Genomic DNA, 26,450 nt, shown 5'->3' with positions numbered 1-26,450 from the left:
AAGGAAATCCGCTTGACTAATGACTTTATACCGAAGCGCAAGATAGAGGACTAACATTGAAACAAAAGGAGACTGTGCTTAACTTGCATAACTCCGGTATCCTGCCAGAAGTAATTGCAATGCAGCTCGACATTAGCAAGGAAGAAGTTATCCGCATCATCAACGATACAAACGTTCAAGACCAGGGGACGCCCGCCAAACAGGCTTCGGCGTCTTTGGACGTATTTTATCTTGATGCACTGGTTAACATTGACAATATCATCAAGTCTGCACAGCTGGAAATGTGGAAATCATTAAAGAGTGAAATGGAGTTTAACATATCCACAGAAGACACACAAAATGCTCTTGCGAAATTAGCAGGGTCTAAAGTTACCCTTGTAATATTGTACATCGACATAGTTGGATCAACAAGGCTCTCAATGACCTTGCCAGTCGACAAGTTGGCCGCAATAGTCCGTGCGTTTACACATGAAATGTCTCTAATCGTGTCTGCGTATGGAGGCTATGTCCTAAAGTACTTGGGAGACGCAATCCTCGCATTTTTTGTTGCCGCCGACAAGTCCAATATGTACATTCCATGTAGCAATGCGGTGAACTGTGCAAGATCCATGATCAGGGCAGTAAAAGAAGGATTCAACCCACTCCTGAACCAAGAGGGCTATCCAGAGCTGGGCGTTCGTGTAGGCATAGATGTGGGCGAAGTCGTAGTAGTACAATATGGATGGAATGTTCAGTCTTCAGGCCTAGACAATGACAATTCGATAGTAATGAAAAAGCCGCATCACGACATTCTTGGCTACACGATCAGCGTAGCGTCTAAAATTACAGGCATCGCGGAACCGAATCAAATTGTAATTGGCCAGTATGTATATGACGCACTTGACAAAGAACAGAGAGACGCTTTTAAACAGCTGTCGACTCCGGAAATGTGGAATTATGTTAGCAGCAAGACAGGAAAGCTGTACAACCTGTACGGCCCTTCGACCTAACTAGTTTCCACATTAATCGCCATCATCATCCTCAACATCATCTTCCTTTCGTAGTTCATTGATTTTGTCCATCAGTTCGGTCTGATTTCTCTCCAGCGATTCTAATCTCAGCCTCAAGTTCTTGACAATGAGGCTCAATCTACTGATCTCTGTATTTGTGCTTGATGTAAGCGAGTCCAGCTGGTCGTACTCTCGATCATCCATCTCTATCCCAATTCGGGATTGTACCTGTCGGTGCTCTTAACCTTTTGATCTTGCCATCATCCTGCAATTCTTATCAAGATAAATGATGTATGAAACCAAGAAAACTCCCGACGTATGTCACTGTCCTGAAATGGCAGCAGTCATTTATTGTAGTTTTATTATCTCGTCCCAAGTACCCGTCAGCGAGAACATGAAGTACTTGTCATGGCCACCCGACTCAAATTCTAGGATGTCTCCGGCCGCTATCTGTGTTTTGAATAACTTGTTCAGGAACTGCATGAAGCTTGGGCCTGCTACTATGCTCCGCGCTTCATGCTCAAACGGCTTGGTGTAATATTTTTTCAGGGTCTCGGTTAATCCGACATTGGCAAGTTCTTCGACCAAATTACTCAACTCTACAAAAGTAGAGTTTCTCTTGTATATCTTGATTATTGCCACACAAAATTACCTCGCTCGTAATGAGCCGAGCCCGGATATATCTTTTCCACACACACATTTCAGAGCGATACAAACAGACTTATTGCAGAGATATTCGCAATGATGTGCAATATGTATCGAGTTTGCAAGTCCTGCGGCAAAGAGTTTCAGGATCTCACAGAGGGCGTAGCATATTCAAGTGCTGTTAAAGGTCATCTGGCCTTCTGTTCAGACGAGTGCTGTAAGAACTATCTGAATCTCCCTGCAAAGCGATAGGTTCTATCTAATACACATCGTATTGGTTTGATGCGGGTTTGAAAAAGTCTCAAGTAATATACGGGTGAAGGCAATCAGGTACGTGCATGAATTCTTGCGGGATGACCCAAAGTTAAAGTACGACGTGTGCACCTCCTGCAAGACGAGGACCCAACTTACCTGTACGAATGCGGCTCGTGTTGGAGTTGCCACGGGAAACAAGTCTAGGGGCCTTCAGCCTATCAAAATATTTTATGCATGTTTCAATCCCGGATCTAAGAATCTTCCAGCTTCGATCAAGCGCCACGTATTCCTTGCGCCACCAGTATCGAGTAGCATCCAAGACCGCAATCTTCGCATATTGGTCTAGCCTATATGGTAGAACGGTGTAGTATGGTCATGCCGATAGAACACATTGACACACAAGCGCACGAACGCGCCTTCCTGCTGGCAGAGCTAGAGTCACTAGGCCTGCGTCCGATTCAACTAAATGAGTTCAATGACAACCATGAGCTCCACGATTTGATCGACATTATCAAAAAGAGCCTTCTAAGAGAGCACAACCGAATAGTATAGGCGCCATAGTACGCTTTAGCCTCATCTCGGTCAAAAAAATAACGCCATTGGTCTGCTTCGCAGACCTGCGCTGCTTGAACGTGCCAACTCTCTCACGACATCAAATCTAGTGCCATTCGCAGATCCGCGAGCTCTTTTTCAATTACTTTCTTGTCCGATTTTTCAGCATATTTTAGCAAGCGGTTGCAGGCTTCGATCTCTGCTCGAATTATGTCCTTCTTGTCATGACAGAGTGCATGTGTCTGATCAACAAAGGCATAGGTAACTTTACTTCCGGTGCCTTGGCAGCCGCATGTTTTGGCAATGACAACGATGGCTTCATTTTCATTTTGAATAATGTTCATGATGTCGTTATGCCTTTCACGCATATAAGGTAACATGATACATTTTGTCGATATACCGGCGACATCACGCAAAGCCGTCAAGGTGACGACAGGAACAGAGACACGATTGCGCCTCTTTATATAGTGCGTTCACTAATATGTACCGTTTATCCGTTATAGTAATGCAAATCTCATCACTGTGTTCGGTATGCACCAAGGCAGTAGCGATCTCAGACCCAGAATCTGGCGAGACTTTCTGTGGCAACTGCGGTCAGGTATTGTCAGATAAGACTGTGGAGACACGAGCTGAATGGCGCAACTTTAGTGCTGAAACGACTCATAGAACCAGAACGGGAGACCCCGCCTCACTGGCCCGGCACGACATGGGACTCGCCACAGTCATCGGAAGGGAAAACACAGACGCACGTGGGGCGCTTTTGAGCGCGATGGTGCGTTCTGCAATTGGCAGATGGAGGACGTGGGACGGCAGGGGCATGAGCCATTCCTCTTCAGATAGGAACCTTCAGAAAGCCTTTGACGAGCTTAACAGGTTGAAAACTAGACTCAATCTGTCTAGCGCGATGGTAGAGAAGACCGCCTACATCTATAGGAAAGCTAATGAGAAAAAGCTGGCAAGAGGAAGGAGTATCTCCTCTCTTCTAGGCGCGTGTATATACATTTCATGTAGAGAACTTGGGAGTTCACTATCTCTCAGGGATATCGCAGAAAACACCGGTGTCAAAAGAAATAACTTGGCCAGAATGTACCGGATAATTCTGCTGGCACTTGACCTGAAGATACCTGAGATAGACCCTGTACTATGCATCGTTAGAATAGCTAACAAGGCAGGTCTAAGCGAAAAGACAAAGCGGCAGGCAATCCGTACTATGGATGATGCCGCAAAGGAGAAACGAGCAGGCAAGAACCCTATGGGATTTGCAGCATCAATTCTCTATACGGCGTGCCTGATAAACGGCGAACACGTTAACCAAAGGACCCTAGCCGACGCTGCAGGCGTGACAGAAGTAACACTCAGGAATAGGTTGAAAGACTTTAGACAATCTCTGACGACAGAACACCCCGTCGCTTATGCCTAAGCAGGAAGCGGTGTGAAGGCGTTCCAATCTCAATTGCCATGTCTGGAGCTGGGATGAGGTCAAACTCGACATTGAACTAGGTTCCACATGGCCAGAATCTACAGAACGTGAGTACTTCGGCGACGTAAGTCCCTGAAGCGATTTCAAAGCCTCCTAGTTATTGTCCAATGTTGCATATACTATTACTCCCCGGTCTAACCCCATCTCCTTAAGCAACAAAATCGAAAGATAATTACTCATCGTCTGGGCAGGTCATTTCCCGAATCGCCCTGTAGCGCTTGTCCATCTCCTCGGCCTTTTCTGTCACCTGCTCAAGCGAGTACTGCGACTTTGGGAAGAACCACCTTATCCCTACCTTGTGGCCGATGCCGTCCATGTCGTATATCATGCCCCTGTCAGACTCGACTCCGTACTTTTTGTCAACGACGTGCTCGCGCACCTCAAGCCCGCGCTTTGTCTTGTCCTCCATGACGTAGTGCGGCGGCCTGTCGTAGATGAAGTAAAAGCCGCCCCTCTTCACAAGGTCCGACGGGTCTATCTGCACGTACAAAAATAGGGAAGAGAGGGCTTATTTCTCTATCGGGTTTCCTATCATGTTGCCCCACTCGGTCCACGAGCCGTCGTAGTTTCGCACCGACGGGTAGCCAAGCAGGTACTTCAGCACGAACCAGCTGTGCGACGAGCGCTCGCCTATCCTGCAGTACGCAATTACGTGTTTGTCTGGCGTCACGCCCTTGCCCTCGTACAGTGCCTTTAATTCGTCGGCGCTCTTGAACGTGCCGTCCGTGTCCTTGACTGCCTGCGCCCAGGGGATGTTCTTTGCGCCGGGTATGTGGCCCCCGCGCTGGGCGTGCTCCATCGGGTATTCAGGAGGCGCCGTTATCTCGCCTGAAAACTCTTTTGGCGACCTCACGTCGACGAGCACCGTCTGCTCCATCTTATCAAGGGCCCTGCGCACGTCGGGCATGTAGGCGCGCACGCCCTCGTCTGCGGGGTTTGCCACGTACTTTGTTTGAGCGACGGCAGGCTCGTCCTTTGTGTATTCACGCCTTTCAAGCTCCCACTTTTTCCTGCCGCCGTTCATTATCCTGATCTTTTTGTGGCCGTAGTACTGGAAAACCCAGAACGCAAAGGCGGCAAACCAGTTGTTAAAGTCGCCGTACATCACAAGCTCGGTGTCGGGCGTCGCGCCCACCCTGCCCATCAGGGCCTCGAACTGCTGCTTGCTGATGATGTCCCGCCTTACAGGATCGTTTATGTCGCGCTTCCACCAGACAAGGTGTGCGCCCTTGACGTGGCCCTGCCTGTACGAGTTTTCAGGGTCATAGTCGACTTCAAGTATCCTTATCTTTGGGTTGCTGATGTTGGCCGCAACCCAGTCGGTCTCGCAAAGCACTTCGGGATGAGAGTAGCCTGCCATGAGAGAAATGCGCTGCCCATGTTATTAAACATCGTTGGGATGCGGTGCATTGCAAAGCACACCCACACAAGATATACCAGATTTCAGACTGTTACAGCATGAAAGGCAGCCAGCAGGTTGCAGGCGGCGTCAGAAAGAAACTTGCAGATACTGTCGGTGCCGGGGCGGCCCTCTGGGCAATGGGCTATGCTTTAGGAATGATCCTGTTTGCGTTTGTGCCAGTAGCTATGATAGGCTTGATTGTACTGCCGATAATGGCTCCGGTAACAGTCTATGTCGCGTTTTCAAGGCTCAAGACAGGCGCGCCGGTTTCATACGTCCTGCTCGTGGCTTCGACCTGGACAGCAATTGCAGTGGCATTTGACTATGCCTTTCTGGTCAGCGCATTCAGCGCACAGGACTACTATGACCTCGACGTCCTAGTCTATTACGCTCTCACGTTTCTCATCCCCGCAGCAGTCGGGGCAAGGTACAGGCGCAACTAAAGGCATTTTAAGTCCCGCCATGTGATAGCAGTGCGGGATGGGCAAGATCCGCAGCGTAGCGATAATCACAAAGAGAAAGAACGCCGACGCTATCTCCGCGGCCACAAAGATAGCAAGTATTTTCTCTGCAGGCGGCGTCGTGGCGCTTGCGGTGCCGCCGCTCAGGATAAGGGGCTGCAGAGCGGTCAGGCCCGAAGAGATAGAAAAGCAGGCCGACCTTGTCGTCGCAATAGGCGGCGACGGCACGACGCTCAAGGCGTTTCGGATGGTGCCCGGCAAGGTTCCATTACTTTCAATAAACATCGGCGGGCACAGGGGCATCCTTTCAGAGATAGACACCAAAAACCTGGAAAACGCGGTGGCCGAGATTCTTGCAGGAAGGGGCTTTTACGACTCGCGCCTTCGGATTCAGGCGTCTTCTGGCAAGACAAGGTTCCCGCCGGCTTTAAACGAGATATTGATAACAAGGGCAGACCTGACCCGCACGCCCACCTACACCATCAAGATAATGGGCGACGAGATAACGTCAAGGATGGACGGCATCTTTATTTCCACGCCTACCGGCTCGACCGGCCACTCGCTTTCAGTCGGAGGACCCGTTCTGCACGAGGGAATGGACTGCCTGATACTGACGCCGGTCGCGCCGGTGAACAGACTGCCGCAGATAGTCGTGCCGGTCGAGGACATCCTTGTCAAGAGCACGCACAGGTCGTACGTCGTAGTGGACGGGCAGGAGAGCTTTAAGGTAGAGGCAGGCCAGAAGATAAGGATCTCCCGCTACAGGCAGGACGCCAGGTTCTTGCGCCTCCACAAGAAGGGAATGAGGCAGCTGGAAAAACTTGGCTTCTGAGGTCCTCGACGCAAGCGCCTTTTACGCCGGCACGCCTTTTCTCTCTGGCAGAGAGTGCTACACCACAAGCAGGGTGCTTGACGAGATAAAGCATGTCAAGAGCGCGGCCCTTGAAGGCCTGATTGACGCAGGGAACCTTAAAGTGGTCGACCCCGAGCCCCGGCACGTAAAGGCGGCAAGAAAGGCCGCGGAAAAGACCGGCGACCTGCAGAAATTATCGGAAGCAGACATTTCCGTTCTGGCGCTTGCGATGCAGCTTGAAAGCATGCTCATAACAGACGACTATGCGCTTGCAAACGTGGCCGCAACTCTTGGAATCAAGGTCAGCTCGTCGTCGGGCAAGGGCATCAAGGAAACAAGGAAGTGGATCTCGTACTGCAGCGCTTGCGGCAAGGCGTTTGGACCAAATGAGACGGAATGCCCGCTGTGTGGCAACAAGCTGAAAAGGAGGTACAAAGTCATCAGGGGCCCTCAAAAAGAGTCCTCTGCATGACGGCGTCCTGCTTTGCCATAGTGTCAAGCACCTTGCGGACGCGCTGCGCACGAGCAAGCCCGAATCCCGGGATTGTAGCAAGCTCTGCTGCTGTTGCGGTCAGGGCACGCTGGGGCGTCTTGAACTTGTCAAGCATCCTTGCTGCAAGCTTGTCGCCGACGCCGGGCACCGACGACAGTACGGACAGCTGCTGCAGGTAGAACGGGTTTTCCTTCCGAATCTTTTTCAAAAGTGGCCCCGATGCTTTGTTTTGCAGCCCCTTGTTTGCCATCGCAAGCAAGAGCGCGGCCGTCTGCTCGGCGTCCGGCGCGTGTATGACAGGTATCCGGAATTCCATCGCAACGGTGGCAAGCGCCTCAAGCGCAAGCGGCATGCGCTCTGCCAGCCTCCTTGCCTTTCCCTCCTCGACGTCTTCAGGGATCTCCTTGAGCACTGCAATGTCGCCCTGTATCACGACTACGGGCTTGGCATAGTGCTTGACAAGCTCCGAGCACTGCACGTAGAGCCGGCCGTCATAGATGGAGCTTACAAGGTCGTGAACGGTCTTGCGCTCGACTGCGACTTCAGGCGAAACGACATAGTCGCCGACTGCAAGCTGCGCAAAATCTACAGAAGCGCCTGCGGCGCGCAAAAAGTCTGGAACACCACTGGGGCGCTCCCGGTCGTCGACTACAATTCGCGCAGGCACGAAAATGCTAGGCCCGCCCGGGCTATATTATTTCACTCGGCCTTTGGCTTTGGCCCTGCGCCATGGCTTCCGCGTATCATCTCGTTTATCTTGTTCTCGACTTCCTTGAGGTTCTCCTTCACGCGGGCTTCCTGCTTTTCAAGGACCTTGGCGCGCGTGGCCGAAAGCTCCTTCTTTTCTTCAAGCTCCTTTACTACGTCGTCCTTTTTGGCCTTGACCATGACAGAGCCTGCAGCCTTGTAAACAGCGTCGTCCGCGCCGGCCTTTTTCAGCTCTTCAAGCGCGCGGTCCGTCTCCACGCTTTCCACCTCCATCTGCTGCTTTTGCATCATTATTGCCTGGAGGTTCTGCTGGAGCTGCTGCAGTCGCGATACCTGCTCTTTGAGCCACGGCGGGAGTTCCTGTTCACTCATGTTCGCATGACGTTAGCCTGACTGACATAAAATCATAGCGTTGGGTTCTCGATGCACTTGAGCGACGCGTCGGCAAGCCGCAAGTACGAGTTGAGGTTTGCCCGGAAAGACGCAAGGTCGTCAGTCTCTACTGAAAAAGCGATAAAAGGTTTTTGCAGGGAAATGTCGAGCCTCTCGTTTTTCCCCTGCAGTTTTTTCATGTCAGGCGCAAGGGCGGAATAAACAGCCCCCGCCTTCCTGCCGGCGCGGATGGTTACTTTAGCTTTGCAGCTTTTCGACGTCAATGTCGTATGCGCCCGATGCTATCTTGTAGCTGCACTTGGGGCACTCCCATATCCCCGACGCGATGCGGGAAAACTTGAGCGAGCCGCACGACGGGCACCTGCGCTTCTTGTGGAGCGTCCTGTAGACCTTGCCGTAGCGCTTGCGCACCGTTGCGCCGAACTTGACGCCGTGGCCCTTGAGGGCCGTCGAACTGCGCTTACCTGCCAAATCCTGTTGCCTCCTTTATTTTGGCCCGTACTTGCTCTCCTTTAATCCTTGCTGTCTCGGCGGCCTTTCTTATCTGGTCGGGAGAAAATCCGCCCGTGAACCCCTTCTGGAGCGCGCAGTAGCCCTCGTCCGTGGTGTCTATTGTTATCCTGGCGTCCATGCAGCCTTCCTCTTCCGATGCAGGGTCGACCAGTATCGCGTCGCCAATCCTTACCTGCGTTATCGAGACCGGGACTGTTGTGACTGGCATAGGCATGGTGCTCCCGGTGTCCACGACCTTGTCGTCCTTCATTTCAAGGATCGGTATCTTCGCAGTCAGGATTGCAGAAACAGCTGCGTACGACGTCGCGTCAAACAGGTTGCCGTCGGCGTTGACGATAGAGCAGTCCACAAAGATAGTGTAGACTATTTTGCCAGGCACAAGCACGAGCTTGCCGAGGTCGACCATCTCCGACTCGCGGATTCCCCTGTCCACAACCCTTGCAAGCTCTACCGTTTCCTCGTCGGGAGGGCCAGGCTCGACGTGAGGAGATGCTATCGGCAGGACCTCGCCTGACACAATCAGGGCGCCCTTGTCTTCCAGCCCCTCAAACGGCTCGCCTGTCTCGACCTTGACGCCTGCAATCACTTCCGAGTTGCCAAGCTTTACGCGTGCAGAGCCGTTGGCCTTCTTTATGACGTCGACTTCGATCTCGAGCGGGCGCTGCTCGTCAAAGGCGCGGCCGTCAAGCCTTCTGCCCTTTGCGAGGTTGTCAAGCATCTGCTGCCTGCGCAGGTGCTCCACTATTATCGTAGAACGCTTTGATACGCTCATTGTTCTTCCTTTACCTCCGTTTCGTTTCCAAAGTACTTTTGCATCAGCGCCTGGCGCTGGATGTCGTAGACCATCTTGCAGCCCACAAGCGCCTTGTCGAGGCACTCGTTGAACTGCTCAGGCGACAGCCTGCCGTCAAGCTGCATCAGCGTTATCTGGCCTAAGGTAGGCATGTACGCCACCGGCATGTCTGCGCCTCCTTCCTTGTCCTCGGTGTCGTTGATGTCAAGGACAATCTTGTCGTCAACCTTGCCTGCCGCGCACGCGGCGACAATGTCGCGCATGTTGATGCCCGCGTCTGCAAGTGCGACTGAAGCTGCGGTAATGCCTGCGCACCTGGAGCCGCCGTCTGACTGCAGCACTTCGACAAACACGTCTATTGCTGCGCGTGGATAGTCTTCAAGCATCACCGCCGGCTCGAGCGCCTCGCGCATCACCTTGGATATCTCTACCTCCCTCCTTGACGGCGCGGGGTTCTTGCGCGTGTCAGTGGAGAAGGGCGACATGTGGTACCTGCACCTGAGGACGCACCGGTCTGACTGCGCAAGGTGCTTGGGGTGGACTTCCCTTGGCCCGTACACCGCTGCGACTATCTTGTTCTTGCCAAACTCTATGAAGGCCGAGCCGTCGGCGTTTTTGACCGTGCCGACGGTTATCTTGACCTGGCGCAGCTCGTCAATCGTGCGCCCGTCCGTCCTCTTGCCGTTTTCATCTATCAGATTTCTTGTTTGAGTCATTTTTCACTTTCAACCTCCAGTTCTCCCTCCGCCGGATCGGCAGGGGCTGCAGCTGGTTCTGCAGTTTTTTGCGCCTCGTTGCTTGCCGCCGGCGCACCTTGCGGCTCGTCTGGAACGTTCAGAAGCACCTTTATCCTCTGGGTCAGGTTTGCGGTGTGGGCTTCTTCCTCTACCATGCGTATAGCCTTCACCGCCATCTCCACGCCTTCAGGCGTCCTGCCCGTGACCACAACTATGCCGTTCTGGCCTATCAGGACGCGCGTCTGCGTCGCCTGCTCGATTGTCTGTATCATCGAGCCGCGCTTGCCTATCAGCCTTGGGACGCGCGTGGGCGATATCTTCAAAAGTTCGCCCCTTGGTATTTTGCCAAGGTCGCGGTCCTGGAGCGTCAGCATCGGGTCTCGGGTCCTGTCAAAGGCAGCGACCCGTGCGGTTATCATGTCGCCCACTGCGAGGTGCTTGCTCATGTCGTCTCGGGCCGGCGAAAAGTCCCGCCCAAAGACGTCTGAAGCCGGCAGGTGTGCAGAGAAGCACGAGTTGATGTCGACTTCCCACGAAAGCGACGTGTGGTCGGTTATCTTGCCAATAACTAGGTCGTTCACCCTCGGTATGTAGACGCCCGAGAGCGGGATGACCTTGGCGCCGTCGCGGCCAGTCTCTGCTATGCCTATACGGGTTGCGTAGAGCGCGTTGCCGGACTTGACCACGTTCATCAATGGCCGGTAGTTGCCTTCGGCTATCTTGTCTCCTGGTATAACGTATCTCCTGCGAATGTCGTTCATTGTCAATTCACCACGGGATAAACCCCGTCGGAAAACGTCTTGCTCATTTTTCTCTCCTTGCTAGCCAGTACAAATGTCTGACTTATATTTTAACTGGCAGCTAGCCTTCCTTGACCTCGGCGGTGCCCTTTGTCACCGAGCCGAGCCTGTCTATGAACGTGCCCCTCAGGCCTGCGTTCATCTCGATTGTCACTTTAAGAGAGCCGTCGGCAAGCCACTCCTCGCCCTTCAGCTCGCCTGTGGATTTTATCACGCTGTAGGACTGGCCCGCGTACTGCGGAGGGACCCTCACTATCAGCTTTGATATCTCGGACTTTAATGGCAGGATTGCCCTGAGAGCGTCCACGACGTCCTTTGCCTGGTCCTCTGCGCGCTTGTGCGGGTCTATGCTCACCCGGGCCTGCTCCATCGCTGCCTCTATCCTCATGATAGGGTGTGGGACGTGCGTCTTGGGGTCGACAAAGCTCTGGTGAATGTAGGCGACTATCTGCTTGCGCTTTTCTTCCACCATCTTGCGGCGCTGGTCGGTTGTGAGGTGGAGCTCGCCCCTTGCCATTATCTGCTTGGCCACTTCCGTCGGGTCTGCGGTCTTGAAGTGCTTCATCAGCTTCTCCGTGGATGCACGGGAGCCCTTGTTTGCGTCAGAGTATATCTCGTCTGACACGAGAATCGATGAAATGTCTGCCCTCTTGCCCAGCTTGTACTCCAGCGCCGGGTCGGGCTTGACCAGTAGCTCGAACTTGTCGCCTTCAACTGCGAGGCGGACTATGGTGAACTTGTCTGTCATTTCCGGTAATTTGCTTCCGGCTGTATTTATGCGTGTCAAGCCATGCCAGATAATTTTTGCAAGTTTCGGTAGATTTTTAAGGACGTTTTGGCGAACTTTCGTGGTATTGGCTTCTCCCACGGTTGAAGTTGTTGAAAAATCCGATGAAAGAATAGTTGTCAAGTTTACAAACGTTCCCAGGCAGTACGTAAACGCGCTGCGCAGGCTTGCCATAAGCGAGGTACCGACGCTTGCAATCGATGATGTTGTGATGCTTGAAAACTCGTCTGTCATGCACGACGAGGCAGTGGCCCATCGCCTCGGGCTCATACCGCTCCGCACCGACCCCGGCAGGTTTGTCATGCCCCACGAGTGCGACTGTGGCAGTGCACTTGGATGCTCAAAGTGCAGGGTGCTGCTGGTTCTTGACTCTGAAGCGACTGACAAGAGCAAGGAAGTGCTGTCAGGCGAGCTGGTGTCAGAGGACGAGACCGTGAAACCGGTGAGCAAGGACATACCGATAATCGCGCTTGCGCCAAGCCAGAAACTAAAGTTTGAAGCCTATGCAAGGCTTGGAACGGGCAAGCAGCACGCCAAGTGGCAGCCCACTTCTGCGGCAGTTGTCAAGGACGGCAAGGACGAAAGCGAGATTATCCTGATGCTTGAATCAAACGGCGCGCTCACTGCAGAAGAGATCCTGAAAGAGGCCGCCGAAAGGCTGCAGTCAAAGATCAAGAACTTCAAGCAAGTGATAGGCTCGCTCAAGATCCCCAAGAACGCCTAGGTACGTTTATTTGGGGATACAAGTTTTGATTAGGAGCGTATAGAGACGTATGTTCGCTAACACTCTAGTTGATAACACCGTGTGGACTCTTCGCAACGCGGCCAAGAAATCCAAGGCCCCGATCTGGAAGGACCTCGAGAGGCGCATCTCCGGCCCAAGGTCCAACAGGAGCGAGGTCAACCTCGGCACGCTTGCGCAGGTAACAAAGGCAAACGAAATAGTCATGGTGCCGGGCAAGCTTTTGGGCACTGGAAGCCTCGGGCACAAGCTCACCGTGTGCGCGTTTTCGATATCAGAGCCGGCCGCAAGAAAGGTCGGAGTAGCAGGCGGCAAGGTAATCACTCTGGAAGACCTGATAAAGAAATATCCTGAAGGAAAAGGGGTGCGCATAATTGGCTGACAAAAAACCGCAGACAATAGTTGTGGATGCGACAAACCACATCGCAGGCAGGATGTGCTCGCACGTTTCAAAGCTTCTCCTGCAGGGCAACAAGGTTGCGATTGTAAACGCAGAGAAGGCGATGCTTTCTGGCAACCGCTACAAGACAATCGAGCAGTACAAGGAACACCTCGAGATAAACTCCGTCACAAACCCGATTCACGGCCCGTTCCACCCGAGGCGCCCCGACACGATGCTCACCAAAATGGTGAGGGGCATGGTGCCAAAGCAAAAGACCCACGGCATAGAGGCATTTGGGCGCCTCAGAGTATATATCGGGGTCCCGGAGGAAATGAAGAGCGCCAAGATGCAGAGCTTTGAAGATTCCAAGATAACAAGGCCTGAGGCCAACTACATTTCAATCGGCGATGTCGCCAAGCAGATAGGATGGAAGGGAGCGGCATGACCACAAAGGTAGAGCTTTATCCGGGCCAGAGAAAGACGAGCAAGGCTGTAGCCACGATAAACAAGGGCACAGGCAAAGTCAGGATAAACAACATACCGGCAGAACTGGTGCAGCCAGAAGTGGCAAAGGAGCTCGTCCTGACGCCGCTCACGCTCATTGGCGACCAGCGCAACAAGATAGACATCAACGTCAAGGTAGCAGGCGGCGGATTCATGGGCCAGGCCTTTGCAAGCGCAGTGGCTATTTCCCGCGCCCTCACAGGCGAGGAGAAGGGCGGCAAGGACCCCAAGGACCACCCGTTCACAAAGAGCGTGAGGGAAGAGATACGCAAAAAGCTGACCGAGTACGACCGCCACCTTCTCGCAGGCGACCACAGGCAGTCCGAGTCAAAGAAGTTCGGTGGCCCTGGCGCAAGGCGCAGAAAGCAGAAATCGTACCGCTAGTTCTTGCCTGAAAGGGTGTAGACGCGGTACATCCTGTCTGTTATCCTGTTCCGGTACTTCCACGCTTCGGCGCTCAGCTTCATTTCGGAAAACAGTGCCTTTTCAGACGGGTGCAACAGCTCGTACACGTCCTCGCCTACAGATATCGTGTTTGGCGCCGTGAGCGACGTTATCTTGGCCGCCACGTTCATGCAGTATCCCAGTATGTCGATAGGCGAGCTCTTGTCGTGGCCGTACTGCACGATGACGTTTTCGCCCACGTCCATGCCTATCTTGACGCCAAGCTCGGGATAATCATATTGGTTGAGGATGGGGTTTATGCCGTTCTTGACGACTGTCAGCATCGAGTGTGCGCACTGTACAGCCCTGTCGCAGGCCGCAAGCCTGTTGTAGCTTGCAGGAAAGAACGCTATCACGGCGTCGCCGACGTACTTTAGCACAAAGCCGCCGTGGCTCTCTATAACAGACGATATCTCTTGCGTAAACGCGCGAATTATGGTAACGAGTTTGTCGACAGGAAGAGTCATGCTCATGTTGGTCGAGCCCACCAGGTCGGCGTACATTATGACAAGTGGGATCTTGCTGCTGACGTGGTTCAGCAGATAGTCCTGGCCGGGCTTGAGCGACGAGTCGTACTGATACCTGCGCTTGAGCGCGCGCCAGAGCTTGTCCTGCGTCTGGGCGACCAGCGTTTCAGAATCTACGACTGCAGTGCCTTTTTCAGAACCGCCCATCATCATGCCGACAAGCGACTTGCTCGTGCTGTCGTCGCGCTTTATCTCCTTCATTTCTTCCTTCTTGTCGTCCTTCTTGGCTTCCGGCAAGGTCAGCCTTCTCGATATCCGCGCTGCTGAGATTTAAAGTCATTGAGAATATATTCTGGGTCTTGCGCCAGCTGGGTGGATGAGGATACCGCTCAAAGGAAGCGACCACTTCTGCAGCCAGGTGAACGCCGCGTTTGAAAAGATACAGCAAGGCTACCTAGAGTCGGTAAAACCAGCAATCGAGATGCGCAAGGCAAGCGCGATGCTGGGCGACGGCACTGTCACGCAGGCAGACACGTTTGACCCCCAGAACGTCCAGAACTTTTACCAGCGGCTTGAAAACCAGCTCGAAGGCTGGATGAAGACAGGGATATCGCGCTCCAACACCGACGACTTGCACCGGCTCTTCTGCCAGTTCAACAAAGACGTCGGCAAGTACTACATTTCAGGCTACTTTGGTGTCCAGTTCCACGCGCTGCCCTACTACAAGGCAGACAGGCGCGTGGTTGAAATCCAGAAGGAGCTCGCCAAGATTGCCGAGGGCGCGACTGCGATATTTTCAGACATGACAGGCAAGGTCGACAAGGCACTGCACGACGAGCTTGCAAGGCGGGGCTTTGCAGACATGGAGTTCCAGGAGCTTTTCACAAAGATGTTTGAAGACGAGGCCCTTGCAGGCGACCTCGACAGGAAAGCAAAAGCAGTCGAGGGTCAGTTCCCCGAGTTCCAGGACATGGGCGAGAAGAAGAACCGGCTGTTTGCAGAGCTGAACGACCTGATGATAGAGCTGTACCAGACCGCGCCGGCTGGCATCGACTACAACAGGCTCATGCAGGGCGAGGAGGGGGTCTGCACGTATTTTGACATAGAACTGATAAAGAACCGCAAGACAAGCAAACGCGAAGCCGTCTTTGAGACAAAAAAGATACCGCAAGACGACGCGGACAGGGTGACGGCAGAGCTTGAAGCGGTAGCGGACGCCCTCAGAAAGGCGCGCAAGGCCTAGTCAGAGTCTGTAAACTCTTCGATGTGCAGTCCCGTGCTTGTGCCCCTGTCCAGGCTTTCTGGGCTTACAGGGCCGCCCTTGGGTTTCTTCTTCTTGGCAGGGCCGGGAAGGTGCAGCACGCGCTGGGGGAACGGTATCTCTATTCCCTTTGCGTCCAGCTCGCGCTTTACCTGCTCCACAAGCTGCTTCTTCATGTCAAACCACACTGAAAACGGCACCCAGCACCAGACGTTTATCTGGACAGACGAGTCGCCAAGGTTGTTGACATAGAGGTCGGGCACAGGCTCCACGAGTACAAGCGGGGTCCGCATCAGGCTGTTTTTTATCACGTCGATGACTTCGACAGTATCTTCCTTGTACGCGACGCCTATGCTGAACTCGACGCGCCTTGCAACAGCGCCGGAGAAGTTGCGTATTTCTGACAGGAACACGTCGCTATTTGGCATGCGGACATACGTCCCGTCGAACATCCTAAAGCGCGCCGAAAGCGCGGTCACTTCTACCACGACGCCAGCGACGTCAGGCAGCTTGCCGGTTATCAGCACAGGGTCGCCCACCTTCATGGGCTTGTCAAAATGCAGGAATATTCCCGAGATAAGATTTGAGACAAGCGACTGGGTCGCAAATCCTATCACGATGCCCGCTATGCCACCTGCAAGGAACACGCCGGACAGGTCCAGGCCGGACACTCCAAGAGCCGACAGCAGGGCAATGGCAATAATGCCGTAGTAGAACGTTCTGCCCAGGTTCTTGCGCGCGTCGTGCGGGAGCTTGGAACCTATGACCCGGGTAGTAAAGAGCCTGACTCCGTGCGCAATGGCAAAGCCGGCCACAATTACAATTACAGTGAGGATGATGGAGTCGAGCGCTACCTCTGCTCCAAACAGGTTGACCTGTCCAGGGAACCCGAATATCGATGTCGAGTTCGTGAGTTCTGCCACGACACCAGAGATACCAACCGCTAGTATCTATGTTTTAAGGTCAAAACATTTACAAACGATGCCGCCAACCAATCCTGATCCTTGCAGGAGATCCTGGGACGGCACGTGCTCAAGCGCGATATGGAAGAAAGAACCATCCTACTTGGCAGTAACAAGGTAGTCTTTGGAAGCGAAGGCACCGCGTTCAGGTACAGGCGCTATGACGGAAGCGCGCTTGTCTCCGACTCGCTCATAGTCACAGACAGCCGCGAGACGCACCTGGGCATCTTTCCAAACCCGCCCACAAGGGTTCCAAGAGAAGTCGCAAAGAACGTCTACATAAAGTTCAAGTCGCCGGTCATCGTCGACCACAAAAGCGTCGCGGTGCTATACTCCAAGATACCCATAGAGATCGGCGTCTACAGGCAGCACAAGGACGAAGAACTATTGATAGACGTGTTTTCGCTCACGCCGCCCCGCTACGCGCTGTACGGCACGCCGGAGGCAGGCGTAGTGTGCAGGTACGTGGAGGCGGATGCGGCCACCGAAGAGTCGGCCCTTGAAGTAAAGCAGTACGAGGAAGCCAGGGTGCGCATACGCATCACAAACGACATCAACAACGTCATCAGAGTCAGCAGGATAATAATCCCCATAGACGACGTCGTGCTCGAGCACCGAAACGACGACGCATGGGTTCCGGGGAGCGTCGAGATGCAGCTTGACTCTGCTTTTGGCAAGGACGTTGTCTCAGTCAGGCTCATGGACACCAGAGTCAAGCGCATCGACAAGACAAGCGCCAAGAAGACCGAGGACACGCTCATCTTCTCGATGGACGGCGGCTACTGAACCACGTGGATGAGGTCGACCAGGTTCCGCTTTGGCTTTGGCTGGAGCATCTTTTGCGGGTATCCAATGCACAGTATCGACGACGGGACAAGCGCCGTGCCAAGGGCTTCCATCACCTTCTTTTCGTCTATCATGCCTATCCACACCGAGCTGAGCTCAAGCGCGTGGGCGGCAAGCTGCGCGTATGCTGCAGCAAGCGTGGCGTCCTGCACCGAGAACTTTCTTATTATCTCCTGCGGAAAGTTGAGCTTGACCCTCTCAGGGTTCATGCAGAACACGAGCACTTCAGGCGCGTTGACGTACGGCTGTTTGTTTGCCGCATCTACGAGCTTTTTCTTGACCTCCGGGTTTTTCACGTGGAATATCTCAAACCCCTGAAAGCCGCCGGCAGTTGGCGCCGTGTCGGCTGCGGCAAATATCATCTCCATCTTCCAGTCCTCCACCTGCCTGTCCTCGAACTTGCGCTGCGACCTGCGGTTCAGCATCACGTTGAACAGGTTGGTCTGGAGCACGTCCTCCGCGCCTTCCACCTGCTCCGGCGCCTCCTCTTTTGGGTACAGCTTGTCGCTTTCCTCGCCGGAATACAGGCGTGAGAGAATATCTGATGGATACATCACCCTACCTTGGAGCCCGAGGGAAGAAAAGATTTGCTGTTTTCCAGCCCTGCAACGGGGCTCATGGATTAAATAGCGTTCTACCTGCATTTTCCGCATGGAATGCGCAGTTTACGATACATACGTGACAAAGAAGGACGGTAAGATGATGCACTTTGACGTCGTGGTCGAGGCAAGCACCCCCCACGAAAAGGCCATCCAGTACGGCCAGGAATGGCTCGCAACAGTCGGCCAGGCGGGACAGAAGATGACCTCTGAAGAATGCCAGTTCTGCCACATCCAGGAAGCCCCGCCGTTTGTGGAAAAGTCCATCAAGCAGGCAGGCTACTGGATCCAGAAGATGGAAGGCTGCCCGAGGTAGCCTACCCTTTTACCCATTTTTCTGTCTGTGCTATTTCGTCAATCCTGTCTTCAAGCATTGCAAGCCTCTGCGGCTCAGAGCCGTAGCGGTAGACAGACTTTGTCATGCCGTCAATTGTTATCGACGTCGTCTGCGACGGCAGGTCGGTCACGGCTTGCTCGTACCTGTCTGCAAGCGAGAAAAAGCCGGCGCGGTAAAACTCGCTGACAAGCTCCTGCACGTCTTGCTCAGGTATCTGGGCAGTCTGCGTCCCTTCCACTGCGACAAAAGCCCTGCCCTCGTACACCACGGTGCCGTTTCCGTGTACCGTGACAATATAGTCAGGGCAGAAGCCAAAGCACACGGTCCTTTCAAGAGTTATGGTGACGTCCTCGTACTGGCCCCTGTCGCCGTATGGAAACGGCATGATTGAAAAGGCCATCACGAACGCGACGCCGACGGCTATTCCGGCGGCAAACCCTGCAGAGCTCACGGATGCCCTTGCTTGAGGAGCTTATTGAATTTTTGGTACGCAGGCACAAATTATAATTAAGGCGCAAGGCTGTTGCGTAGCGTTGAACGCAGACAGCGTGTGGAACCCGGGCAGGCAGAGGGCACCGTCCTACGACGACATAGTCAAGGCCCACGAGATGATGGACGGGATAGTGAGAAAGACCCCCCTGCAGTATTCCAACACGTTCTCGAGGCTTGCAGGGACGAACATGTACCTGAAGCTTGAATGCCTGCAGCTGACGGGCTCATTCAAGGTGCGCGGCGCGCTTGCCAAGATAGGCAGGCTGACAGAAAAGCAGGCAGGGCACGGCGTCATTGCGGCATCTGCAGGCAACCACGCGCAGGGAGTCGCGTTTGCAAGCGCCCGGAAAAACGTCTCGTGCACGATTGTCATGCCCAAGAACGCGTCGCCGGCCAAGGTGGCCGCAACAAAGTCGTACGGGGCAGAGGTCGTCCAGAGGGGCTTTAACTATGACGAGGCGTGGGAGGCCACGCAGGAGATAGCCAAGAGAGAGGGGCGCACCATCATCCACGCGTTTGATGACCCGGATGTCATTGCAGGCCAGGGAACAGTCGGGCTTGAACTTTTGCAGGACCTGCCCGGAGTCGACAGGATCTACCTGCCAGTCGGAGGCGGCGGGCTTGCGGCAGGGCTGTCGATAGCAATCAAGGCAAAGAGGCCAAACGTCAAGGTAATAGGCGTCGAGTCAAAGGCGTTCCCGGCCATGAAAGAGTCGGTGAAAAAAGGCTCGCTCCAGTCCGTCAAGGCAGGCTACACCATAGCCGACGGCATATCGGTCAAGAGCCCGGGCAGGCTCACCTTTGACATCGTGAGCAAGAACCTCGACGACATCGTGCTTGTAGACGACACTGCAATAGTAAAGACAATGTTCCTTCTCATGGAGCGCGCCAAGCTGGTGGTAGAGCCGGCGGGGGCGGCAAGCCTTGCGTACCTGCTTTCAAACGGCCACCCGGCGGGCAAGAAGGAGAAGGTGGTTTCAATACTGTCAGGCGGAAACGTCGACATGTATTTGCTCGGGCAGGTAGTGGCAAAGGGTCTGATGCAGATGGGAAGGATGGTCAAGATCTTTATCCTGCTCCCAGACAAGCCCGGCGCGCTCAAGGAAGTCGTCGACGGCATTGCAGAGCTTTCGGTGAACATCGTCGAAGTGGAGCACGACAGGCTCAGCTCCAACATACCTGCAGGAACTGCTGGCGTCTACCTGAGCCTGGAGCTCGAAAGCGAAAAGAACGTACCGAAACTGATAGAGATGTTCAAAAAGAAGGGAATAGAGTTCCGCGTGGTCAGCTGATGTAGCCGTATTCGCGAAATCCTGCCTTGTCCGCGGTCTTGCCGCCGACGCCTATCAGCACGAACTCTTGTTTTGTCTTTGTGACTGCAGAGTTGTAGTCTATCTCCTTGCGGTGCAGCCTCTCGTACTCGTCTATCGACAGCTTGACGCGCTCGCCGATGTCGCTTTCAAGGTCCATGCCCTTCACTATCTCCTTGTATGTGGGCTGGATGACGCCAGAGAACACCATCGCGCTGCTGCCGCTGCCGTAAGAGCCAAAGCCGACGCGCTTGCCTTCAAGGTCGGTGCCCTTTCTGTGCTCGAACTCGAGCAGGCTTCTCAGGCCCATGTACATCGACGCTGTGTACAGGTTGCCTATCTGCGCCGACGCCTCCAGAGAGCTTGCCAGCTTTTTCTCGTAGACTTCGTTGTAGAACGAGGTCTGCATGAACGTCCGGCGGAACTGCTCGTCGGCCTTCATGAATTCTGTATCTGCAAGTATCGATTCTATGGTTCCACGCGGGTCTTTTGGCTGCGGCTCGTTAGAGCCGACCTCCTTTATGACGTGCTTCCACCTCGGCAGGTGGCGCCACTCGTGCCTCATGAGGTAGGCAAGCGCCTTCTCGCCCATCCTGCGGTACGGTAGGTGGACTGCGAACAAATCTATATGATCGGTAATCGCCTCGCCTTCGCTCAGCTTCACAAGGCCAGTCTTTATCGCCTTTTCCTTGTACGCGTCAAAGGCCTTCTTTACCTGGATGAGGTAAAGCAGGTTTGAATAGCCGCCGTTCACGAGAGGGGTCTCCTTGCCAAAGGGCCTGTAAAAGTCGTACTCGTTTTTGATTATAGTCGACGCTACTTTGGGGTCAAACGCCATCAGGCGCGGATCTTCTTTTATCAGGAGCGCGACCGCGCCGCCGCCCTGCGTGTACTCGCCTGCAGAGCCGAGGTCGTACTTGGCGATGTCGCTCACAATGACAATAGCGGCCTTGCCGTTGTTCTCCTCTGCGCGTATCCAGTTGGCGTTGTCGTGCAAAGCGTAAGAACCTGAAACGCATGCAAACTTGCACTCGATGCCGCCGGCGTGCTCAAACGAGCCCTCGCCGTAGATCTGCTCGAGCATTCCTATCACAAAAGAGTTCATCGCCTTTGATTCGTCAAGCGCAGACTCTGTGGCGACGTAGACCCTGCCGATGTCCTCCGGGTGCAGGTGGTTTTTCTGCATCAGCTTCAGGCAAGCGTTTGCCGCCATGCAGGCAGAGTCCTGGTTGGTGTCGGCAATCGCCATCTTGCGTATGCCGATACCGTACTCGAGCTTTTGCGGATCAATGCCTCTGGCCTGAGCAAAATCCTTGTAGTCGATGTAGAGTTTCGGGACGTAGATCGCCAGATCATCGATCCCTACGACTGGCATTCTGTACTTCCAGATGCCAATAGTCATTTAAAGGTATTTCTGGTTGTTTTTGAGTTGTACGTATCATTAAATAGACAAGCGCCTCAGGTGCTGGCATCAGGTTTAAATTATCATTCTGCATGAGTAGCCTTACATCGACCAAACCGATGGGGAACAAACGCTGGCAGGCGTGGTCAAAAGCTGCGTCCTGTCAGCTATTCTACTAAACTGCAACTATTTCCACCTCGTCGTACGCGTCCTTTACCGCAAGCAAAAACAGGTCGTCCTCGTATATGAGGAGCCAGTCCTTGACGCCCAGGACCGGCAGCTTTCTCACAAGCAGCTTGCCGGTCTCGTTTATTGTCGCCGTGACGTACGCAAACTTGGGCGTGCGGCCTTGCAGGCGGAAGAGGTTTTCCTGCAGGTCGATGCCCGTCAGGCCGCCCTCGATGTTTATACTCACCTTGTCGCCGTTTCTGTCCTCGACCTTTGCAGTGACGTAGCTCTGCCCCACCTCGAACCTCTCGATGTGGAGCATCACCTTGCCCGCGGCCTGCAGGCTTGAAGGCATCTCGCGGTACGTCTTTTGCGACAGCTCGTCGTGGAAACCTTTCAAGGCTTGCGCGCCAGCCGCTGGTATGCGACTAACGATCCCAGCGCCCCTATCACTGCCAGCATTGCGCCGACTGGAAATTCCGGCACAATCACAGTGCCGCGTGCTATGCCGTTTCTTGTCAGGTCCGGAGACTGGCCGTCCCGGGTCACGCCCTTGACCTCCAGTTCGACGGTGTAGGTCTCGTCTGCGGGAAACGTCAGCGTCTGCGAGTCAGAGCCTCCCTCTGCAACCTGATTCTCCTGCGAATACACTTCGTTCCCGTCAGGGGCAATGATGCGCAGGTCGTAGGTCACGTCGTCGTCCATCCTTTCGCCTGAAAACGCGTCGTGGAATTCAAGCCCGAGCGTGGTCTGGCTCTCTGCAGAGAGCTGGTTAGGCTCCCAGTCAAGCAACACAAGCATGCCGCCCGTGTCGGTGGTTATCTCGCCGGATGTCTTTACGCCTCCGTCAGAAGCAGGCGAGAACGCAAACTGCATGGTGTCAGCGTTGTCTGGAACGTCCGCTGCCAGGCTCAGGATGTCGTTTCTGTTTATCAGAAAGTGCAGGGTAAGATCCTCCTGTGACGAGAACGGGTCTACAGAGAGCATCCTGGTGACGATGGGCTTGCCGTTCACCGTCGCGTCAAAAGCAGTCACGTCGCCCACGCCGGCAAACGACTTGGGAATCCTGATCTCCTCGTGCACGAAAATGCTTGTCGCCGACTTGATCCTTTCCACGTCCCAGTTGAAAGGCATCGACCAAGAGTAAGTCAGCGAGTCTGGATCAAAGGCAAAGCCCTCGACCTTGTCGTAGTATGATATCAGAGTCGCAGGGTAGTTCTGGCCCTGGTACTGGACGTTTTCTGTTACGACGTCACCCACCGAAAGGTAGGTGTCAAAGATCCTAATCTGATCAGGAGGCAAGAGTGCCCTGACGTTGTCTACCCCGATGACGTCGATTCTAAAGTGATAGAGGCCGCCGTCAAGGAGAATGGGACCTTTGATGTTTATGGTCCCGCCGGGATCGGCCTTGTATGCCTGAAGAAAGTCGTCCACCGTGGCCTGAACATCAACATCTCCTTCCTGCGGCTGTATCTTTAGCGTGAGGAGGCCGCTTTCTGTGTGGAAGGCGTTGGAGCTCATGATAGTATCCTCGCCGGAGCCCGTAACCTTTGAGATCTCTATGATAAAAGTCGAGTACTTGATGGTCTCGTTGTTGCCTTCAAACAGCCGTACTTGCATGAATCTGTCCCCCGCAGTCTCTGTGGTCAAAATAGGAGGATTCACTCTTACGAACAGGTTTACGTCTCTACCGGCGATGTTTCCCTGGATGTTTTCCTGAAAAAGCCCGTCTGCAAAAGCCTTCTGACTTGCAAGCGCGGGCAGGATCAGCAGCCCTGCAAATGCAAGGGCCAACAGCTTTTTCCCCGCTAGCACAAATACGGTTTGTAGAACATCATATTTAATCGTGACCCAACCTTGTGCAGCTACGGTTTAAGTACCGCAAGCGGCAATTCGCTTCAGTGTCGCCGGTGAAAAGCCTCGCAATAGTTGTTGCAATAGCAGCTGTTGTTGCAGTAGCCACGGTTTTCGTGTCTCTTCCACGCGAGCAAAATGCACCGGGGGTGGCGCAGGACGACACCGCGCCAGCAAACGAGACCGAGGACAAAACCATAGTCTACACCGCCAAGTTCGAGTGCGGCACAATCTCAGGCGACGAGGGACCGCTCAGGCCGGGCCACTACGACACGGACATCGGCATATTGAACAAGCAGGACTTTGACGTTCAGTTCACGTGGACCGCGGTTGTAAACGACGGCAGGGCAACACACCCTGTAGTGAAAGAGCTTGCACCGCAAACGTCGACGGGCATAGTCTGTAGCATGCTGCGCCAGCTTGTCGGCGACGAAAAGTTTGTCGAGGGGTTTGTGATAATCGAAGTGCCTGTGAGCGGCCAGCTGTTTTCAGGAAGCAGCGCTGTTGTCGGCAGGCAGGGCGACACGGTGGACATACTTGACGTTCAGGTGTTCTACACCGCAAACGCGCTTGAAGAGCTCCCTCACGAAGTCCTGGTGGACAAGATAGTATTCAACATCGAGTCTGACCCTTCAGGCAAGTTGCCCGACGAAATTGTCGGGACAACGCTTGACGTGACAGTGCGCTCTGCTCTTGACGAGATCTCTGACCCTGTAGAAAGAGTAAGGACGGTCCTTGCAGAAAAATACAAACTGTCAGCGCAGGAAGCGGCAGGCCTTGACATCACTGTCCAGATGGTCAGCGTCGGAGCGGGCACGATGATAGACGACCACGCGCTTTCGCTTTCAAGGGTTCCACCGCAGACAAGGGGTTAAGCATCGCTAAAACGTTATATTCGACGGCGGCGATCCTGCCTCATGGCAAACTTTACTCTCCCACCATTACCATACGCGTATGACGCGCTGGAGCCACACATCGACGCAAGGACAATGGAGATTCACCACACAAAGCACCACCAGGCCTACACTGACGGCCTGAACAAGGCGCTTGCGAACCTGGACGCCAAATTCCAGAGCATGGACGTTGTTGACATTTTGAAAAACATTGACACCGTTCCCGAAGCTTCGAGTAGCGCGGTAAACTTTCACGGCGGCGGCTACAACAACCACGCGCTTTTCTGGAACAACATGAAAAAGGGCGGCGGTGGCGAGCCGTCAGGCGAGCTTGCAGACGCCATCAAGAAGGCGTTTGGCAGCTTTGCAGATTTCAAGACAAAGTTCCAGACAGACTCTGTTGCTGTTCAAGGCAGCGGCTGGGGATGGCTCGTGAAGAACGCGTCGGGCGGAGTGCAGTTCATCACCATGCCAAACCAGACAAGCCCGTGGACGAGGTGGAAGGCAGAGAAGCTGACACCGTTGCTCGGGCTTGACGTATGGGAACATAGCTACTATCTCAAGTACCAGAACCGCCGCGCTGACTATGTGACAGCCTGGTGGAACGTCGTAAACTGGGACGAGGTCGCAAAGAGGTTCAAGGCCTGACCTCTTTTTCCTTTATTTTACAAAGCTGATAAACCCGTAATTTTCACGCGTCGTCCGCTGCACTGCCATGTTGTAGTCGTATATTTTCGGCGCGTATTCCTGCAGCACAGGCATGATGCTGTCAAGTGATTTTTCAAGGTAAAAGCCCGGGCAGTCGCCTGTAAACTGGAACGTTGCGTGCACGACAGGCTTGCCGAACCTGTCTGATTCAAGCCACGACGCAAAGGGGTAGAGCCAGCACACGCCGGGCTTGTCCGGATGTATGCCACAGTACCCATTGTCGTCAAGGAACCTGCAGCGCAGGGGCGTTCCGTCCTCTTCCTCCCGCTCGTCCTTTTTCCTCTTGAGCGACAGCATGCTCAAAGTGGTGATGAGGTTGCCGACGCCTTCCTCCTGCCAGCTTGAGATGCCGGTCTCGTTTCTCACAAACTCGGCTTTTGAATCATAACCAAGTTTCTTTGCCAAAACTGCGATGTCATCCTTTGTCAATGGCAATCTGCCTTGCCTTTCGCAGCAGTTGTGGCAGTCTGGCCACAGGCACTTCCACAGGACGTACAGCCCGTCGTTTTCAAGCGCGGGCACGTGGAACACCACGCCACTGACATTGACTTGCGTGTCCACGACGTCGCTTCTCCGGCCTACCTGCAGATCATAAAGTTTGTCGTCAATTGGCCACTTTTTGGCAAGCGCGTCCAGCGAGTCTTTAACCGAAATACCACTATGCAAAGTTGGGATTATCATAAATTATAAGGCCCGCGGTGTTTAAATGTACTCAGATGCTGAGCCAAGGACAGGCAGAGGTAGAGGCACCCAGGGGAAAGGGCAAGCACGCGTCGTCCACCGAGAACAGGAGGATGGTCTGGGAAAACGTCGTGTGGCCGCTGATACTTGACATCAACAGGCCTTATTTTACGCTCAAAGAATACCACGCCAAGCGCGACAGGTTCTGCAGGGACACCGGCACGCCGGCGTCAAAGGTCGCAGGAGGCTTTGTGTCGCTTTTGATTAAAGGCATCATCGCCCGGAACAAGAACATCTACTCCATCCACTACAGGCTCATCCCGTACCTGCGCAAGCGGGCGATACTGGAGTACGGCCAGGTAATCAGGGAAGTAAACACAAAACGGTAAAATAACGGAGAGACAGCCGTGTTGTTGGTCAGCCCGGTCGTCTAGTGGCCAATCTCCAAGGTGGAAGGGCTAGGGATTTCAGGCTCTGGATCTCACAGAGAAAAGAAACCTGGAGACAGCAGTTCGAATCTGCTCCGGGCTACCATCT

Annotated in this window: 37 protein-coding genes and 1 tRNA gene; 17 read left to right on the top strand and 21 right to left on the bottom strand. The window is 54.0% G+C overall.

Annotation, left to right across the window (positions count from 1 at the left end; translation table 11 throughout):
- Positions 1-56: 56 nt before the first annotated feature.
- Positions 57-989 carry an adenylate/guanylate cyclase domain-containing protein gene (locus HXY31_RS01265; protein WP_292638726.1) on the top strand — a complete coding sequence of 311 codons (933 nt, stop codon included), beginning with the start codon at positions 57-59 and terminating at the stop codon, positions 987-989.
- A 12-nt stretch (positions 990-1,001) separates the two neighbouring features.
- Here HXY31_RS01265 and HXY31_RS01260 read toward each other — a convergent pair whose 3' ends face one another.
- From HXY31_RS01260 to HXY31_RS01250, 3 genes are all read right to left on the bottom strand, one after another.
- A complete protein-coding gene (locus HXY31_RS01260) occupies positions 1,002-1,127 on the bottom strand; it encodes a hypothetical protein (RefSeq protein ID WP_292638723.1) in 126 nt (41 codons plus the stop codon).
- Positions 1,128-1,337: 210 nt separating this feature from the next.
- Positions 1,338-1,631: a hypothetical protein gene (locus HXY31_RS01255; RefSeq protein WP_292638720.1), complete on the bottom strand. Its 294-nt coding sequence runs from the start codon at positions 1,629-1,631 to the stop codon at positions 1,338-1,340.
- Positions 1,632-2,533: 902 nt separating this feature from the next.
- Positions 2,534-2,785: a hypothetical protein gene (locus HXY31_RS01250; protein WP_292638717.1), complete on the bottom strand. Its 252-nt coding sequence runs from the start codon at positions 2,783-2,785 to the stop codon at positions 2,534-2,536.
- Positions 2,786-2,946: 161 nt separating this feature from the next.
- Between HXY31_RS01250 and HXY31_RS01245 the strand changes: the two genes are divergently transcribed.
- On the top strand, positions 2,947-3,861 hold the full coding sequence (locus tag HXY31_RS01245; protein ID WP_366933054.1) for a TFIIB-type zinc ribbon-containing protein: 915 nt from the start codon (positions 2,947-2,949) through the stop codon (positions 3,859-3,861).
- 232 nt (positions 3,862-4,093) lie between these two features.
- On the opposite strand, the gene HXY31_RS01240 is transcribed toward HXY31_RS01245, so the two are convergent.
- Together HXY31_RS01240 and HXY31_RS01235 are read right to left on the bottom strand one after the other, a co-directional pair.
- On the bottom strand, positions 4,094-4,405 hold the full coding sequence (locus HXY31_RS01240; protein ID WP_292638714.1) for a hypothetical protein: 312 nt from the start codon (positions 4,403-4,405) through the stop codon (positions 4,094-4,096).
- A 24-nt stretch (positions 4,406-4,429) separates the two neighbouring features.
- Positions 4,430-5,281, bottom strand: a complete 852-nt coding sequence (locus tag HXY31_RS01235) for a sulfurtransferase (RefSeq protein ID WP_292638712.1) — start codon at positions 5,279-5,281, stop codon at positions 4,430-4,432.
- A gap of 98 nt (positions 5,282-5,379) precedes the next feature.
- On the opposite strand from HXY31_RS01235, the gene HXY31_RS01230 reads away from it, so the two are divergent.
- Genes HXY31_RS01230 through HXY31_RS01220 form a run of 3 tightly spaced genes read left to right on the top strand, consistent with a single transcriptional unit; the run spans position 5,380 to position 7,109 of the window.
- Positions 5,380-5,766 (top strand): hypothetical protein, encoded by a 387-nt coding sequence (locus HXY31_RS01230; protein ID WP_292638709.1) that lies wholly within the window; start codon positions 5,380-5,382, stop codon positions 5,764-5,766.
- 37 nt (positions 5,767-5,803) lie between these two features.
- On the top strand, positions 5,804-6,616 hold the full coding sequence (locus HXY31_RS01225; RefSeq protein ID WP_292638707.1) for an NAD(+)/NADH kinase: 813 nt from the start codon (positions 5,804-5,806) through the stop codon (positions 6,614-6,616).
- Positions 6,606-7,109: a PIN domain-containing protein gene (locus HXY31_RS01220; protein WP_292638704.1), complete on the top strand. Its 504-nt coding sequence runs from the start codon at positions 6,606-6,608 to the stop codon at positions 7,107-7,109. Before HXY31_RS01225 ends, HXY31_RS01220 begins: the two co-directional genes overlap by 11 nt.
- On the opposite strand, the gene HXY31_RS01215 is transcribed toward HXY31_RS01220, so the two are convergent.
- The 8 genes from HXY31_RS01215 to HXY31_RS01180 all read right to left on the bottom strand — a co-directional run bounded on the left by HXY31_RS01215 (position 7,078) and on the right by HXY31_RS01180 (position 11,822).
- Positions 7,078-7,797, bottom strand: coding sequence for an ERCC4 domain-containing protein (locus tag HXY31_RS01215; RefSeq protein ID WP_292638701.1), 720 nt, complete (start codon positions 7,795-7,797; stop codon positions 7,078-7,080). The genes HXY31_RS01220 and HXY31_RS01215 overlap by 32 nt on opposite strands.
- Before the next feature lie 32 nt (positions 7,798-7,829).
- Entirely contained in the window at positions 7,830-8,210 is a 381-nt protein-coding gene (locus HXY31_RS01210; RefSeq protein ID WP_292638698.1) for a prefoldin subunit beta, read from the bottom strand.
- Positions 8,211-8,242: 32 nt separating this feature from the next.
- Positions 8,243-8,494 (bottom strand): KEOPS complex subunit Pcc1, encoded by a 252-nt coding sequence (locus HXY31_RS01205; RefSeq protein ID WP_292638695.1) that lies wholly within the window; start codon positions 8,492-8,494, stop codon positions 8,243-8,245.
- The gene (locus HXY31_RS01200) at positions 8,469-8,702 is read right to left on the bottom strand and encodes a transposase (protein ID WP_292638694.1); all 234 of its coding nucleotides are present in this window, start codon (positions 8,700-8,702) and stop codon (positions 8,469-8,471) included. Before HXY31_RS01200 ends, HXY31_RS01205 begins: the two co-directional genes overlap by 26 nt.
- The gene (gene rrp42 / locus HXY31_RS01195) at positions 8,692-9,516 is read right to left on the bottom strand and encodes an exosome complex protein Rrp42 (protein ID WP_292638692.1); all 825 of its coding nucleotides are present in this window, start codon (positions 9,514-9,516) and stop codon (positions 8,692-8,694) included. Before rrp42 ends, HXY31_RS01200 begins: the two co-directional genes overlap by 11 nt.
- Positions 9,513-10,253 carry an exosome complex exonuclease Rrp41 gene (gene rrp41 / locus HXY31_RS01190; RefSeq protein WP_292638690.1) on the bottom strand — a complete coding sequence of 247 codons (741 nt, stop codon included), beginning with the start codon at positions 10,251-10,253 and terminating at the stop codon, positions 9,513-9,515. The genes rrp42 and rrp41 overlap by 4 nt, the downstream gene beginning before the upstream one ends.
- Positions 10,250-11,035 (bottom strand): exosome complex RNA-binding protein Rrp4, encoded by a 786-nt coding sequence (gene rrp4, locus HXY31_RS01185; RefSeq protein WP_292638687.1) that lies wholly within the window; start codon positions 11,033-11,035, stop codon positions 10,250-10,252. The genes rrp41 and rrp4 overlap by 4 nt, the downstream gene beginning before the upstream one ends.
- 100 nt (positions 11,036-11,135) lie before the next feature.
- Positions 11,136-11,822 (bottom strand): ribosome assembly factor SBDS, encoded by a 687-nt coding sequence (locus tag HXY31_RS01180; RefSeq protein ID WP_292638684.1) that lies wholly within the window; start codon positions 11,820-11,822, stop codon positions 11,136-11,138.
- A 106-nt stretch (positions 11,823-11,928) separates the two neighbouring features.
- On the opposite strand from HXY31_RS01180, the gene HXY31_RS01175 reads away from it, so the two are divergent.
- From HXY31_RS01175 to rpsI, 4 genes are read left to right on the top strand one after another with little or no spacing between them, the layout of a single operon-like run.
- Positions 11,929-12,585 (top strand): DNA-directed RNA polymerase subunit D, encoded by a 657-nt coding sequence (locus HXY31_RS01175; protein ID WP_292638681.1) that lies wholly within the window; start codon positions 11,929-11,931, stop codon positions 12,583-12,585.
- Positions 12,586-12,634: 49 nt separating this feature from the next.
- Entirely contained in the window at positions 12,635-12,985 is a 351-nt protein-coding gene (locus HXY31_RS01170; RefSeq protein ID WP_292638680.1) for a 50S ribosomal protein L18e, read from the top strand.
- Positions 12,978-13,430, top strand: coding sequence for a 50S ribosomal protein L13 (locus HXY31_RS01165; protein ID WP_292638677.1), 453 nt, complete (start codon positions 12,978-12,980; stop codon positions 13,428-13,430). The genes HXY31_RS01170 and HXY31_RS01165 overlap by 8 nt, the downstream gene beginning before the upstream one ends.
- The gene (gene rpsI, locus HXY31_RS01160) at positions 13,427-13,873 is read left to right on the top strand and encodes a 30S ribosomal protein S9 (RefSeq protein ID WP_292638674.1); all 447 of its coding nucleotides are present in this window, start codon (positions 13,427-13,429) and stop codon (positions 13,871-13,873) included. The genes HXY31_RS01165 and rpsI overlap by 4 nt, the downstream gene beginning before the upstream one ends.
- Here rpsI and HXY31_RS01155 read toward each other — a convergent pair.
- A complete protein-coding gene (locus tag HXY31_RS01155) occupies positions 13,870-14,697 on the bottom strand; it encodes an adenylate/guanylate cyclase domain-containing protein (RefSeq protein ID WP_292638671.1) in 828 nt (275 codons plus the stop codon). The two genes, rpsI and HXY31_RS01155, sit on opposite strands and share 4 nt — an antisense overlap.
- A gap of 79 nt (positions 14,698-14,776) precedes the next feature.
- Here HXY31_RS01155 and HXY31_RS01150 point away from each other — a divergent pair, with 79 nt between their 5' ends.
- Complete coding sequence (locus HXY31_RS01150) at positions 14,777-15,643, top strand: hypothetical protein (protein WP_292638668.1); 867 nt, start codon at positions 14,777-14,779, stop codon at positions 15,641-15,643.
- On the opposite strand, the gene HXY31_RS01145 is transcribed toward HXY31_RS01150, so the two are convergent.
- Positions 15,640-16,584, bottom strand: a complete 945-nt coding sequence (locus HXY31_RS01145; RefSeq protein ID WP_292638666.1) for a mechanosensitive ion channel family protein — start codon at positions 16,582-16,584, stop codon at positions 15,640-15,642. The genes HXY31_RS01150 and HXY31_RS01145 overlap by 4 nt on opposite strands.
- 81 nt (positions 16,585-16,665) lie before the next feature.
- Between HXY31_RS01145 and HXY31_RS01140 the strand changes: the two genes are divergently transcribed.
- Complete coding sequence (locus tag HXY31_RS01140; protein WP_292638664.1) at positions 16,666-17,409, top strand: DUF432 domain-containing protein; 744 nt, start codon at positions 16,666-16,668, stop codon at positions 17,407-17,409.
- Here the strand turns inward: HXY31_RS01140 and HXY31_RS01135 are convergent.
- Positions 17,403-18,023, bottom strand: coding sequence for a nitroreductase family protein (locus HXY31_RS01135; RefSeq protein WP_292638662.1), 621 nt, complete (start codon positions 18,021-18,023; stop codon positions 17,403-17,405). The two genes, HXY31_RS01140 and HXY31_RS01135, sit on opposite strands and share 7 nt — an antisense overlap.
- A gap of 97 nt (positions 18,024-18,120) precedes the next feature.
- Here HXY31_RS01135 and HXY31_RS01130 point away from each other — a divergent pair, with 97 nt between their 5' ends.
- Positions 18,121-18,384 (top strand): DUF2024 family protein, encoded by a 264-nt coding sequence (locus HXY31_RS01130; RefSeq protein WP_292638659.1) that lies wholly within the window; start codon positions 18,121-18,123, stop codon positions 18,382-18,384.
- Between the two features lies 1 nt (position 18,385).
- Here HXY31_RS01130 and HXY31_RS01125 read toward each other — a convergent pair whose 3' ends face one another.
- Complete coding sequence (locus tag HXY31_RS01125; RefSeq protein ID WP_292638655.1) at positions 18,386-18,856, bottom strand: DUF6438 domain-containing protein; 471 nt, start codon at positions 18,854-18,856, stop codon at positions 18,386-18,388.
- A gap of 82 nt (positions 18,857-18,938) precedes the next feature.
- Here HXY31_RS01125 and ilvA point away from each other — a divergent pair, with 82 nt between their 5' ends.
- Positions 18,939-20,189, top strand: a complete 1,251-nt coding sequence (ilvA, locus tag HXY31_RS01120) for a threonine ammonia-lyase (RefSeq protein ID WP_292638653.1) — start codon at positions 18,939-18,941, stop codon at positions 20,187-20,189.
- Here the strand turns inward: ilvA and HXY31_RS01115 are convergent.
- From HXY31_RS01115 to HXY31_RS01105, 3 genes are all read right to left on the bottom strand, one after another.
- Positions 20,182-21,582, bottom strand: a complete 1,401-nt coding sequence (locus tag HXY31_RS01115; protein WP_292638651.1) for a hydroxymethylglutaryl-CoA synthase — start codon at positions 21,580-21,582, stop codon at positions 20,182-20,184. The genes ilvA and HXY31_RS01115 overlap by 8 nt on opposite strands.
- Positions 21,583-21,784: 202 nt before the next feature.
- Positions 21,785-22,177 carry a hypothetical protein gene (locus HXY31_RS01110; RefSeq protein ID WP_292638649.1) on the bottom strand — a complete coding sequence of 131 codons (393 nt, stop codon included), beginning with the start codon at positions 22,175-22,177 and terminating at the stop codon, positions 21,785-21,787.
- The gene (locus tag HXY31_RS01105) at positions 22,174-23,592 is read right to left on the bottom strand and encodes a hypothetical protein (RefSeq protein WP_292638647.1); all 1,419 of its coding nucleotides are present in this window, start codon (positions 23,590-23,592) and stop codon (positions 22,174-22,176) included. The genes HXY31_RS01110 and HXY31_RS01105 overlap by 4 nt, the downstream gene beginning before the upstream one ends.
- Positions 23,593-23,678: 86 nt before the next feature.
- Between HXY31_RS01105 and HXY31_RS01100 the strand changes: the two genes are divergently transcribed.
- Both HXY31_RS01100 and HXY31_RS01095 read left to right on the top strand, forming a co-directional pair.
- On the top strand, positions 23,679-24,506 hold the full coding sequence (locus HXY31_RS01100; protein ID WP_292638645.1) for a hypothetical protein: 828 nt from the start codon (positions 23,679-23,681) through the stop codon (positions 24,504-24,506).
- A gap of 42 nt (positions 24,507-24,548) precedes the next feature.
- Positions 24,549-25,172, top strand: coding sequence for a superoxide dismutase (locus HXY31_RS01095; RefSeq protein WP_292638642.1), 624 nt, complete (start codon positions 24,549-24,551; stop codon positions 25,170-25,172).
- A gap of 12 nt (positions 25,173-25,184) precedes the next feature.
- On the opposite strand, the gene HXY31_RS01090 is transcribed toward HXY31_RS01095, so the two are convergent.
- Entirely contained in the window at positions 25,185-25,913 is a 729-nt protein-coding gene (locus tag HXY31_RS01090) for a YkgJ family cysteine cluster protein (RefSeq protein WP_292638641.1), read from the bottom strand.
- Positions 25,914-25,948: 35 nt separating this feature from the next.
- On the opposite strand from HXY31_RS01090, the gene HXY31_RS01085 reads away from it, so the two are divergent.
- Positions 25,949-26,302 (top strand): hypothetical protein, encoded by a 354-nt coding sequence (locus HXY31_RS01085; RefSeq protein WP_292638639.1) that lies wholly within the window; start codon positions 25,949-25,951, stop codon positions 26,300-26,302.
- 30 nt (positions 26,303-26,332) lie between these two features.
- Positions 26,333-26,447: transfer RNA gene (locus HXY31_RS01080), tRNA-Gln, on the top strand.
- Positions 26,448-26,450: the final 3 nt, after the last annotated feature.

This window comes from Nitrososphaera sp., assembly GCF_013388945.1.
GTDB lineage: Archaea > Thermoproteota > Nitrososphaeria > Nitrososphaerales > Nitrososphaeraceae > Nitrososphaera.
Note: the sequence above shows the minus strand (reverse complement) of the source record. Positions and strands in the feature narration are given on the sequence as shown.